The sequence below is a fragment of the Pantoea trifolii genome, from assembly GCF_024506435.1.
GTDB classification, from domain to species: Bacteria; Pseudomonadota; Gammaproteobacteria; order Enterobacterales; family Enterobacteriaceae; genus Pantoea; species Pantoea trifolii.
In genome coordinates, this window is the sequence record NZ_JANIET010000001.1 from 1,179,957 (window position 1) to 1,192,046 (window position 12,090).

Below are 12,090 nucleotides of genomic sequence, written 5' to 3' on the forward strand. Positions count from 1 at the left end.
TCAATCCCTAAAATCAGCCAAATCACCAACGTAGCCAGACTTGCTTGCCCGCATTGCAATTGCCAAACAATCTGTAAAATGTGCTTCTCGCGAAAGAGTTGAAGTTGCCTGCTCCTTCATCAACATCTCGGCATCACTGATACATCCCATCAGCTCAACCTGCGCATCGCTTACACGATTCATTTCCGGGGCATCAGCAAGATGTCGGCCCGGGTTCCAGGTTCCGGTTTTCCACACCATCTCGTCATCACGATTCCGCCAGCTCCAGAACAGCGCAATATCAGTGAATGCCGCCTGCTGCTCTGGCGTCAGGACATGCTCAAGTAACGAGGGAAATACGCGATTATCGTAGTAGCGCAGTAAGCCGGTTTGTTCTTCCCAGTGAACCTGTGAAAGAGCCTGCAAATGGCTACTCAGCAGGTCGAATGCCAGTGGCGATATCAGCAAGGTCAAACGCGGCGTCGTGGAAAAGTGCTCAATCAGCTGTTCCAGCCAGCGCTGGTGGCTGCTGACGTTAAAATGCAATCGCATCACCAGCGGTGAATACTCTGGCGTTGCCGCTTCCGGCGTATTTTCAAACAGCTCAAACCAGCGTAACGGCGGGTTAATCTGGTTCAGTGCCTGCTGCAGCGGCTGTGCTGTGCCCGCCTGATCAACCAGCACATCGAGATAATCCTGACCGGCAGTTGCGCAAAGCGCGGTGGCCTGTTTCAACCATCCATTATTCATGTCCGTCATCGCTATCCCCTTGGCGCGAAAGCCAGCGCGGCTTCCTGCGCCTTTTTCAGGCACTCTTTGCACACGGATTTAGGCAAATCTGGCAGCGCTGTTTCTTCACTGGCAGGAGAATTCCAGGCATGGATGCCACGGATGCTGGTTTTACCCGGTGAATGAATTTGGATATCACCCTGCGGCGTAATCCTGATGGTTGCGCCGCCGCAACCCAGCACAATGCCGTTTTTCGCGGTTAGACGCAGTTCTCCCTGAACGGTTTGCACGCTGATATCTTTCATCGCCGTCAGTCCCAGGGTATCGCCGTGCGATTCCACCGTCAGTGGGCCTTGCCCCGATACCATGCGAATCCCTTCCTGTTGTGACAACAAAGAAATCGCCTGGCTGGCGTTGACCTGAATGCGTTTGCCGCTGGCAATGCTGGTTTCCGTCTGGCTTTGCAGATGCAGAGTACTGCCTGAGTTGAGCAGGATACTTTTGGGGCTGACAACGCCAATCCCTTCCGGTGCACTCAGCAACATGGCAGGGGATGTGAGCTGGTCGACGGCGGCCAGATAAGCCCTGAGATGCGTGGCATCAGGCTGGAGGTTATGGTGAGACTGAGTGATCGACTGCCAGTCGCTCATCTGGCTGATCGCACCTTTGACCAGGCTTACTGCAGATGTCATTTCCAGTACCGGCCCGGCCGCAGTGGTCTGCGCATCCGCCGTCAGGAACAGGCCCTTACCGGCTCGCAGCGTTCCGGTGCTGTCGGTGCGCAGTTCAAATCCTTCGCCGCGCTTGCTACGAGAACTGTCGACAATGTGGCCGAGTGAGAGCTGACTCTTACCGCCAAATTCCGTCGACAGTTTGACATGCTCATATCCACGGCGATCCTCAAATCGGAGTTTGTTATTCGCCGGAGTTCTCAGCACATTGCGTTGATAGTTATAGAGATTGACATGGTCTTCATGGCGAGAGTCATGTACCGAGCACAGAATATAAGGTCTGTCAGGATCGCCGTTGGTGAAGGCAATCATCACCTGTGTTCCGGCTATCAGCGGAAAGTGCCAGCCGTAGACATTGCCTGCATAGGGTTTCGCCAGCCGCACCGGTACGCTTTCAAAACCAGACTGCCAGGACTCGTTCAGATCGAACTGAAAACGCACCCGATAGCGGCCATGTTCATCAAGTTCTGCATATTGCGCATTTTCTACCGGGCTGGTGACGCGAGCCAGCAGCGTGCCTGCAATGTGCGGCCAGCTTTTCAATGGTGGGCGATAAGTGCTTTGCGGGCTAACGGGCACGGCGGTAAAGCGAATTACATAGGCGGTATCGCGCGAAATACGGTTTGATGAGGTAGAGACCACCAGCAGGCCATCCGGCGCATCCGGCCACGCTTTACCCTGTGGCGAGATCACCATGCCCGGACGGATATCCATGCCGTTGCTCATACCGTCGAAAGTGACCTGCTCGGTTATCAGGCGTTCCTGACGGCGTTTGGCAAACCATTGTCCCTGTTCAGGCAGAGCCTGGTACTCCTTGCCCAGCGACTGATAGTTTTCACCGTAGCGATACAGCTCTCCCGTAAGCGCAGGTTTATCAGGATCGGTTTCCGCCCGCGCCTGCATGTCATTTTGTGCATTGCAGTAATTCTCATCGTTGAGCCGTGTGCTAGCTGCAACGGATTGGCGATTGACTGAAATATCCCAGAGTGATTCCTGGCCGCCATCAAATAACCCTGACGGATGGCGAAAGACGATGCTTTGCTCAGCACCATAGGCCTGCGCGCTGTCACCCAGTACCAGCACATCGCGATGATTTTCTTCATCCCAGGTGAAGTAATAAAAGACACCAATGCGCGACAGATGACGCTCAATAAAGGCGAGATCGCTCTCGGCATATGAGATATAGAAATCGCGAATTGGATACTGAGTATTTAGGCGAAAGTGATAATCCAGCGAGGAATATTCCCAGCGTTTGAGGATATCCTCTACCGCACCCGGTACGCTTTTATGCTGGTAAACGGCATAGGTCAGGCTGTTTTTTAGCAGCGCAAGGCGCGATTCCAGCGTGACCACATAACGTGTTTGGTCAGCAGAGGATTCGCACTGCTGGAAAGCGGTCACTACACCGCGCAAAATGCGCGGTTCTACTGACTGCCAGGGTTGGCCATCAGGATAAAACAATAGCTGAGCAGTGCTGTTAATCAGAATATCAGCGGGAATATCGCGTGTAGCGCTGGTGAGTTCAATGCTGTACTTCCACGGCGAATTCAATGCCTCTTCACCGCTAAAGCGCAGCACCGATAACAGGATGTCGGGACGCTGATTTTTCAGCGTCTGAATGCTCAGTTGATAGTGGTTATATACCGGCGTCTTGCCACCCGTAATAACAAAATCCTTTTTGCCCATTTACAGATTCCTTCCTGAAATTTGTTTGCCCGAAGCCTACCCTTTGACTAACAGATATTGCAGATGACCATTCATGATGAAAGTGGCGGCAATAATGGCAACCAGCACACCGCTGCGAATAAGCCATGGAGAACGTTTCCAGAAAGATGTTTTATATTTTGAACGCTGGATAATTACCGCTGAGTCGGCAGATCCAATCTGCTGCGGCAACCGCGCTTTTAGCTGCTGCATCAGCGACTGGCGCTCCTCAATATCTTCCGTTCGGTATTTTCCGGCATACCCAAAATGCAGCATTCTGTAGTAACAGCTAACGGCGGCTTCAGCTGCTGCAGGTTCACGAAGTCGTTTTTTGATGCGTTCGTAGAAATGCTCACCACCATTGAGGTGCCCGAGAAAGTGCCCCTGCAAAGGTGTGCGTTTCCACCAGGTAGAGATATCAGTTTGCGGAAGGGTCATGATCAGTTCGTCGAGAAACACGCAGTGCGCAAATTTGATTTCTTCGCAGAGAGAGGCTGGTGCTCCCGCTGTAGTGAGTTGATCCTGAAGCTGTTGAATCATATTGAAGCAACGCTGGTAGAGCGCATCATCAATTGTGATCGATTGCCCATTGCGGACCGCGAGCGCCAATAGCCAGGTATCCTGCATCAGCGCATCGAGAGTATTGGCTGTGATGTTGTGTTGTGAAAACGTCATGGGCACCTTCCTGGTAACGCCTGAACATTGTTAATCCATTAACCCAATTACCATTTCAATCGGGGAATTGCTGTTGCTTACGCTGCTTACTTGGCTGAGAAAATGTGGACTATCTGCCTAAAAGGGCAGTCTCTAACTATCAACGGCACTGATGATATTACATTGAGTGATAGTTGATCAAACTAACAATTTGAGTTTATGAAACAGGATTCCAATTTTCTACCAGTTTATACACTCGATATTAAAAAAGAGCTTTAACGCGATTCGGTTACTGCGAATTTTATTTTAAGTATTGATTTATTTGTAATTAATAACGAAGGGATGCTGTTCTGTGTTAGTAATCATGCGGTGCGATGATGTGAATGCTAATGATGAAAATAACGATCGATGAAACGTGATTACGTTAACAGTTTTGGGAGGTTAGGGGGCAATATCCGGGACGATGAGGTCCATTAATCATTTAAGGGATTGAGGTAGGTTTGCATCGCTGAAGTTAGCTGGAAATCATCGCGGCAATAAACGCCATTGAACCACTGATAAATATTACTGCCGTTTGAATTAGTTCTTTTTAAGCATCAACCTCTCAATCAACTCATCCAACCCGCTCTCAACCAGCATCTCCACCGCATCGCTCCTCGTCGTTTCACTCAACCGCACTACCTGATCAATCTTCCTTAAAACCGACATTCGCAACGACAACGACACCGCTTTCTTTTTCTCTTTATCCAGAAATACCCGGCTGACGGTTTCGCTCTGTTGCAGTTCGGCATTGAGTTTGAGTGCTTCATTAATATGGCGCAGGCTTTTCTTATCGAGTTTGCCGGGTTCGGTCAATTGGTAGCAGTGGGTAAGGCGGCTGTATTTGATCTCCGCAAACCAGGATTCACGTAGCTCTTTTAGTGCGCGCGTCAACGTGGGTTCTGAACAGTTGAGCGAGGCGAGAATGCGGCTGGATGCGACCGGTTTGCCGCTGCTAAGCAGTGAGGCGAGCATAAATACGCGTGTCTGTCGGGTACTGAGTTGCATGGTCGATTGAGGCCTGCGTTAGTGATCAATGGTCTGTATCGCCCTCCTGGCAAACGGTTGTCGACAGTATCAGAGGGTATTTAAATATCAGGTAAATAGGGTCAGAAAATTCCTGCGTTTGGTTTTTGGTTTGGTGGTAACGCGGTGGGCATGAATGCCCACCCTACGGGGTTTGTCAGGTTACCAACATCAATGCGCCGTCAGCGCGAGCATCGGGTGCGATGCCGTATTCCTGCGCGCGGGCCAGAATAGCGGCGGCCCAGCGGCGATGCGTCGCTGGTTCGCACATCGCGCCCTGCGATTTAAATACCGCCTGGCTTGAGTTGAGGATGCGGAAGGCATCCGCCTGATCGCTGGCGGAAACCATCAGCATGTCCTGAATCTTGCCGATCTGGCTCGGGTGAATGGCGGTTTTGCCCACCAAACCGTGCGCGATATCCAGCGCCAGTTCCTGATCCATAATCTGCTGATCGTCGATGTGCTCGCACACCGGCGCAGTCAGCGCAAAATCCCGCGATGCGAACACCGCCACCAGCATTTTGATGGTGTAACCCATCGGGCTGTCATACAGCGTGAAGTGGCGCGAGCGGCGCAGCGACAGCACGTTCATCAAGTCGTTACCGCCGATGCGCAAGGCGATCACGCGCTCACGGCAGGCATGATGTTGCAGCATGAGGGCCAGCTCGCGCATCGCCACCACATCGAACACCTCTTCGGTTTCCAGCGTCGGCATCATGCACAGATGGCTCGGTTCGAGAATCTGCCACCACAGCGGTAAGGAATCGGCGGTGAATTTCGGCAACACAAAGCCGTCTATCGCGCTGAGGTTGAGATTTTCCACCAGCCACGCGCCCATCTCGCTGTTACGTGGACGGATAAACACCAGCGGCCACTGCGTGTTGCCATTGGCGCGCTGTTCGGCATTCAACACCTGCAGGATTTGCTGGAGATTGTGCAGCGCCTGCGGCAAATCCGCATCACTGACCGCATCTTCCAGGCAGATCACCAGCGAGCGCAGGCCACTGATTTTGTTGTGCAGAATGGCATCGACGATATCGCTGCGCACCGCCGGCATATACAGCGTCGCGCCCAAACGCCACGGAGAGAGTCGGCTGTTCATCACAGCACCTTTTTGATTATCGTCACGGCGCGGTATTGCCCAAGATCGGCACCCGCTTCTGTGATGGTCAGCCCTTTTTGTTGGGCAAGATAGACCAGCAACGCCACGTCAGGATCGTCCACCGAACGGACCAGCACCTGATCCGGCACGCGACGCAGCACGGCGCGCGTGGCTTCGGCGATGCCCGGCTTAATGCGGTTGATGCTGTTCACCTGATAACGCGCCGCCAGCATGGCGATCACCGCTTCACTTTGCGCTACTAGCTGTTGTTGATGTTGTGGATCCTGCTGACAAGCGGGCAGGGCGCTGACATCTAGCGATCGCGCGTATTCCGCCACGGTATTCACCAGCTGCTGGCTGCAATCGTATTGCGCCAGATGGTCGCACTGCACGCAGCCGTGCAAGCCTGCTTCTGACCACAATGAGCGCGAGATCAAACCCGACACCGGCGCGCCCATAATGCCAAACGGGATCAACCAGTCATCATCGCTGGCCGAAAGCCACGCCTTGCCGCACGGATCGGCCAGCACCACCAGGCGCGGTTGCGCCGGATAGCCGGGACGATGTTCGAGGCTGCGGATCAGCTCGCCGGTGATGGCGCCTTTGCCGGTCCAGCCATCAACGAACACAATGCCTGCGGTGCCGTGGCGCGCTTCGATGCTCTCCAGCGCAGCCTCATCAATCCCGCGATCGCGGATGATGCTGATGCCGTAATGGTACGATTCGCGGCCCATCGCGCGCAGCGCCTGTTGCAGCATCACGCCGAGCGGCACACCCGCGCGTACCAGGCTTACTAGCACAATCGGCATGTCGCCAAACTGGTGTGCCAGCGTCCGCGCCAGCATGGTGACTTCTTTCGCCAGGCGTCCGGCACCTGCGTCAAGCGCGCGGGAAAACAGCTCAAGGTGCCAGCGCGTCGGTTCCGGTTCCTGGCTCAACATCTCGGAATAGTGGCGCGCGCCGGATTGGATCAGCTGCTCTTTTTGCTCCACCGGCGTCATGTCGATCTCGACCGGCTTGAGCAGGAATTCGACGTCGCCGGCTTGGTACGATCCAGAGAAAGGCAGGTTATTCACCATCTGATTGTTCTCCGAATAGGGATTGGTTGATGCGTTCGGCAAACTGGCTTTGACGCGGAATGCCGTACCAGCTGCACAGCTTCATAAAGCGATGATCGCTGAGGCTGTCGCCGAGGCCAATCACCGGGAAAACGCCGCGCTCGCTGCGTAATTTTTCCAGCAGGTAGCTGACGGCTAAGCCTTTTTCCACCACGTTCGGCAGCCACGCGACGTTGTTGCTGTTGCGATGGATGTAATAGGCGGCGGTGGGGAAGCGTTGCTCGATTTCATCGGCGATGGCGTAAAGCTCCTCGAGGCGCGTGCTGTCGCGGTGCTTCATCACCAGATAGATCGGCGTGACGCCATATTCATAGTTAATGCGCGCCCAGCCGTTGATGTCACGCTCTGCCATCAGGTCGGTGATCGCCTGCTGCATTGAGAGCAGCGCCGGGCCGTACGGCGTCAGTTTTTCCAGCATGTGCGCGCGCCATGCGGCATCTTCCTCACCTTGCGGATTGAGGATTACCGCGCCATGCGTGGTCACCGCCCACGAACGGAATGGGATCTGCACGCGGGCGATCTCTTCGGTGCCGCGTGCGGTGACCGGGATCAAATCGGCTTGCGCGATCATCCAGTCGACCAGCATCGACTGCTCTTCGGTCATAAAGCTGCGCGGCTGCAGGCTGAGATCGAGCGCGCCGGTGCGGAACGGCTCGAGATCCAGCTCGTCCACCATTTTGCGGCGCGTCTGAAATAGCGTGTCGTCGAGGTCGGAAAAAATTACCGGTTTATTCATAGCTGATCACCTCCACCTGCGGCGCTACCCTGGCCAGTGCCGTGGTTAACAGCGGATCCACGCTGTCGATCGGCGTTTCGATGCACAGCAAAATGCGGTCAAACTGCTGATGCGCCACGTTGTAAACGAAGTTGGCGATGCCGAGACCGTAGTTATCACCGAAGGCGATAGCCGATTCGATGGCAAATCCAGCAGCGATCGGCGAGCGCGTGGTGGAGCTGTATTTCACCTCGGCGCCTTGTGCTGCCAGACGTTCGGCCAGCAGGAAGGGTTCCCAGACAAATTCGCTGCTGCCGAGCACGAGGATTTTTTCTCCCGGCTGCGCCTGAATCGCACGGCCAAAATCGCTCGCTGGCGCTTCCATGCCGAGTCGGCCCCAGCTTTGTTTGCCGGTGATTGGCACGGTGGCGGCATCGTTGAGCGCCACCGCGGGCATCGGCGGTAGCGCGGCGTCAGGATCCTGCTGCCAGTGCCAGTCGCCTTGCACCAGCGACACGCTGCGCACCGGCACCGGACAGCGCGCGGGTAGCGCATCGCCGCTCCAGTCGGTGAGCGTAACGGCGATAACCTGCTCGATCTGTTTTAAGCCGCCGTCGTTGCGCAGCGCGTCGAGCAGGTTAATGAAGGTGTTGCCGGTGGTCGCTTCGTCATCAATCATCACCAGCGTGCGCGCGTTAAGCACGCGCTGGCGCAGCTGCGCATCATCGGGCAGGTAGATCAGATGATCGGTGGCGTGGCTGTGATTCTCTTTAAACTCGCACAGCAAATCCGCCTGCTGCGGATGGCGCGTCGAGGTGAGATACACCGGTTCGCTCACGCGCTGGCGCACTTCATCAAATACGCCTGCGCCCAGGCCAACGGCGGTTTCTGCCATGCCGATAAACAGTACCGGACCGTCAGAAAGCGGCGGGAACTGCTCCGCCAGCTGGCGATAAACGGCGCGCATTTTCCATGGTGCGACCGGTATGTGGCGGCCAAGTACTTTACTGACGAACAGAAAAGCGCGCTTGGGATTGCGGCGCTCGGCGATCTCAAACAGATCGTCGATGGCGCTGATGCCGCCGGTTGGCGTGACGCTCAGCGTGCCGCATGAAAGCGTCCTGCTCCAAAGTGTGGTCATGGATAATTCCTCATTGAACCTGGTTGGACAGGACGGGGTTGTACGCCACCACATCGCTCAGCGCGCGGACGGTTGCTGGCGTGAAGTCGCGGCGGGCGTCATCGATCACCTGCTGCTGACTGATCAAGCCTAGCTGGCGCAGGGCAAACAAGCCGGGAAGATTTACGCCGCTGAAACGGGTGTAACCAATGCCGCCGGAAGGGCGCATATTGATCTCCAGTAATAGCGGTTTGCCGCTGGCATCATTGCGCGTCTGCACGTTAATCAATCCATCTGCGCCCATCGCGGCGGCGCAGGCTTGCGCCAGCTCAAAGGCTTCGCCGCTGTTCTCCAGATACTGCAGCGCACCTTCTTTGCGGCGCGCCACGGCGGCCAGCACCTTGCCGTTTTCCGCCAGCATATCAACCGAGTATTCCGGGCCTGGCAGATACGGCATCAGGACCAGCGGCTCCATGCTGTCGGCGGCTTCCAGCGCCTGTAAGTAATATTCGGCTTTCACCCGGCGCGCATCCGGATGGGTAAACGCCGCCATCGGCGAGACGCTTTCATCAAACTGCCAGAATCCCATGCCATAAATACCGGTAACCGGCTTAACGCACAGCGGCAAATCGCCAAAGGGTTTGCGGGCGATCAACTCGCGCAACTGTACGGGTGAATCAATGCGCAGTGAAGGCACCACCGGCAAATTCAGGCTTTTCATATGGTGGGCAAACGCGACTTTGTCATCGGCCAGATCCAGCATCGCGACATCGCGTGCGCCGGTGGTTAAGCGCGTACCGCTGGCTTCGATAGCGGCGCGATGGGCTTCAAACCAATGCGCATGTCGACCGGTATGGATCGCCTGAATGGCGTTTTTTTTGACGGTAGAAAGAATAAATTCGAGGCGCTGATTAATATCACCAGGTTCAATTAATGCATGATCCGCCAGAGAAAGTATTTCATTACGCGATTGGCGATGTGATGCATAAATCGATACGTTGTAGTTATGTTTTTTAGCTGTAGATGTAATGCCATTAATTATATCGCGTTGGGAGGATAAACCTTCCATTAGCCAAATTTTGTGAGACATTTCTAATTATTTCCGCAAGAGGCTGGTGGCTGGATTACAACTGACGAGTTTATTTCTCACCTCGAAACGAGTCAATCATAATATGATTTTTTAACCTAACGTAACCTTATGAATTTTAATGTAAAGAATTGTCATGTTTAGTGCATTGTCTCTTTGGGTTGAATTCTCTTAAGTTGTTCTTCTGCAACGCTTTATTGTGTTTCATAAAATTGCTGTGAAAATTAATGCTGAACATGAATATCATCATGATATGATTTTGCCCTCATGGAATTTGATGCAAAAATAAAACCCTTTTCAAACCTGTTTGAAGGAATTATGACATGGTTTCATTAAGCAAGAATCAGACGGTCTCACTCAGCAAAGAAACCGCTTCGCTGAATAAATTACATTTCGGCTTAGGCTGGGATCCAATTAAAAAGAAAGGCTTGTTAGGTAAGCTATTTGGCGGCGGCGGAGATTCAATCGATCTCGATGCCAGCTGCGTATTATTGGATCAATCCGGTAATGCCATTGATACCATCTGGTTCCGCGCATTAACCTCCAAATGTGGTGCGGTGAAACACAGCGGCGATAACCGTACCGGCGAAGGCGATGGCGACGATGAAGTGATCAACGTCGAGTTGTCACGTCTGCCCGCCAACGTTGAGTATCTGGCGTTTACCGTGAACAGCTTCCAGGGCCAAACCTTCAACGAAGTGGAAAATGCCTTCTGCCGCGTGGTTGATCAAAACGGCAAAGAGCTGGCGCGCTATGAGCTGACTGAGCAAGGTAGCCATACCGGCATCGTGATTGCTTCGCTGCACCGCAACGGCGGATTGTGGGACTTCACGGCGCATGGCCGCGCGAGCGCCGGTCGTACCATCGATGCGATGCAAAACGACATCGTTGCCGCAGTGGTGCGCTAATGAATATGACGCCGGGGAGCAATGCTCCCGTTCCCGCTAATCTGCTGACGGTGCGCGTGCTCGCTGGCGCCGCCGTTGATGCTTCCGCCTTTCGTCTGTTCGCCAGCGGCAAAGTCAATGGCGATGCCGATATGGTGTTCTACGGTCAGCCGGATAACGATGACCGTACCATCAGCCTGAAAAGCGAAGGGCACAACTCCGCCTTTTCTGTCGATCTCACTCGCTTGCGCCCGGACGTGCAGAAAGTGGCCTTCACCGTCACCTGTGACGGCGGCCGCAACGTATCGGGCTTGCAACGTCTGGCGATTCAGGTGGAGCAGGGCGGCAACGTGCTGCTGAGCGGTAACGTGGAGCTGGTGGGACGTCAGGAAGCGGCGTTGATCCTCGGCGAACTTTACCGCCGCAATAATGAGTGGAAATTCCGCTTTATTGCGCAGGGTTTCAACGGCGGCTTGCAGCCACTGGCGGAACATTTTGGTGTGGATGTGGCTGAACCCGCGCCTGCCCCAACGCCTGCGCCTGCACCGCAGGCGGCACCGGCTCCAGCACCGACACCCGCGCCGGCAAAAATCAATCTGAGCAAAGTGTCTCTTACCAAAGAGAAGCCAGCCATCAGCCTGACCAAGCGCGATAACTTCGGTGAGATCCGCATCAATCTGAACTGGCACCGTGAAACCAGTAGTGGCGGCGGGTTGCGCGGATTGTTCGGCGGCAACAAAGGCGTGGATCTCGATCTCGGCGCCTTCGTTGAGCTGCAAGACGGCTCGCGTGGTGTGATTCAGGCGCTGGGTGGCAATTTTGGCGCCATGCATGCCAAACCTTTCGTACACTTGCAGGGCGACGATCGTACCGGCGAAGTGACCGATGGCGAATGGCTGCACATCAACGGTCGCGAATGGAATCAGATTCGCGAAGTGTTGGTTTTCGCTTTCATCTATCAAGGTGCGGCGAGCTGGGACAAAACGGATGGCGTAGTGACGCTGCACATTCCAGACCAGCCACCGATTGAAACGCGTATGACGGAAGGAGAGAATCGCCGCAACATGTGTGCGATTGCTCGCCTGGTCAATGAGAACGGCAGTATCCGCGTCGAGCGTATCAATCAGTTCTTTAACGGGCATTCCGATATGGATAAAGCTTTCGGTTGGGGATTCAACTGGCGAGCCGGTTCCAAATAA

General features: G+C 54.5%; 11 protein-coding genes. 2 read left to right on the forward strand and 9 right to left on the reverse strand.

Annotation, left to right across the window (positions count from 1 at the left end):
• The 9 genes from NQH49_RS05375 to NQH49_RS05415 all read right to left on the reverse strand — a co-directional run bounded on the left by NQH49_RS05375 (position 1) and on the right by NQH49_RS05415 (position 10,007).
• A complete protein-coding gene (locus NQH49_RS05375; RefSeq protein WP_256695870.1) occupies positions 1 to 738 on the reverse strand; it encodes a toxin Tle1 chaperone Tla1 in 738 nt (245 codons plus the stop codon).
• Between the two features lie 2 nt (positions 739 to 740).
• A complete protein-coding gene (locus NQH49_RS05380) occupies positions 741 to 3,125 on the reverse strand; it encodes a type VI secretion system Vgr family protein (protein WP_256695871.1) in 2,385 nt (794 codons plus the stop codon).
• Between the two features lie 36 nt (positions 3,126 to 3,161).
• A complete protein-coding gene (gene tssL / locus NQH49_RS05385; protein ID WP_256695872.1) occupies positions 3,162 to 3,818 on the reverse strand; it encodes a type VI secretion system protein TssL, short form in 657 nt (218 codons plus the stop codon).
• 558 nt (positions 3,819 to 4,376) lie between these two features.
• Positions 4,377 to 4,844 carry a tellurium resistance protein TerW gene (locus tag NQH49_RS05390; RefSeq protein WP_256695873.1) on the reverse strand — a complete coding sequence of 156 codons (468 nt, stop codon included), beginning with the start codon at positions 4,842 to 4,844 and terminating at the stop codon, positions 4,377 to 4,379.
• Between the two features lie 175 nt (positions 4,845 to 5,019).
• Positions 5,020 to 5,964: an HpcH/HpaI aldolase/citrate lyase family protein gene (locus tag NQH49_RS05395; protein WP_256695874.1), complete on the reverse strand. Its 945-nt coding sequence runs from the start codon at positions 5,962 to 5,964 to the stop codon at positions 5,020 to 5,022.
• Positions 5,964 to 7,043 carry a cysteine protease StiP family protein gene (locus NQH49_RS05400; protein ID WP_256695876.1) on the reverse strand — a complete coding sequence of 360 codons (1,080 nt, stop codon included), beginning with the start codon at positions 7,041 to 7,043 and terminating at the stop codon, positions 5,964 to 5,966. Before NQH49_RS05400 ends, NQH49_RS05395 begins: the two co-directional genes overlap by 1 nt.
• Positions 7,033 to 7,818, reverse strand: a complete 786-nt coding sequence (locus NQH49_RS05405) for an HAD family hydrolase (RefSeq protein WP_256695877.1) — start codon at positions 7,816 to 7,818, stop codon at positions 7,033 to 7,035. Before NQH49_RS05405 ends, NQH49_RS05400 begins: the two co-directional genes overlap by 11 nt.
• Complete coding sequence (locus NQH49_RS05410) at positions 7,811 to 8,938, reverse strand: phosphoribosyltransferase domain-containing protein (RefSeq protein ID WP_256695878.1); 1,128 nt, start codon at positions 8,936 to 8,938, stop codon at positions 7,811 to 7,813. The genes NQH49_RS05405 and NQH49_RS05410 overlap by 8 nt, the downstream gene beginning before the upstream one ends.
• A gap of 10 nt (positions 8,939 to 8,948) precedes the next feature.
• Positions 8,949 to 10,007: an ATP-grasp domain-containing protein gene (locus tag NQH49_RS05415; RefSeq protein ID WP_256695879.1), complete on the reverse strand. Its 1,059-nt coding sequence runs from the start codon at positions 10,005 to 10,007 to the stop codon at positions 8,949 to 8,951.
• 320 nt (positions 10,008 to 10,327) lie between these two features.
• Here NQH49_RS05415 and NQH49_RS05420 point away from each other — a divergent pair, with 320 nt between their 5' ends.
• Positions 10,328 to 10,912: a TerD family protein gene (locus NQH49_RS05420; RefSeq protein ID WP_256695880.1), complete on the forward strand. Its 585-nt coding sequence runs from the start codon at positions 10,328 to 10,330 to the stop codon at positions 10,910 to 10,912.
• A complete protein-coding gene (locus NQH49_RS05425; protein WP_256695881.1) occupies positions 10,912 to 12,090 on the forward strand; it encodes a TerD family protein in 1,179 nt (392 codons plus the stop codon). The genes NQH49_RS05420 and NQH49_RS05425 overlap by 1 nt, the downstream gene beginning before the upstream one ends.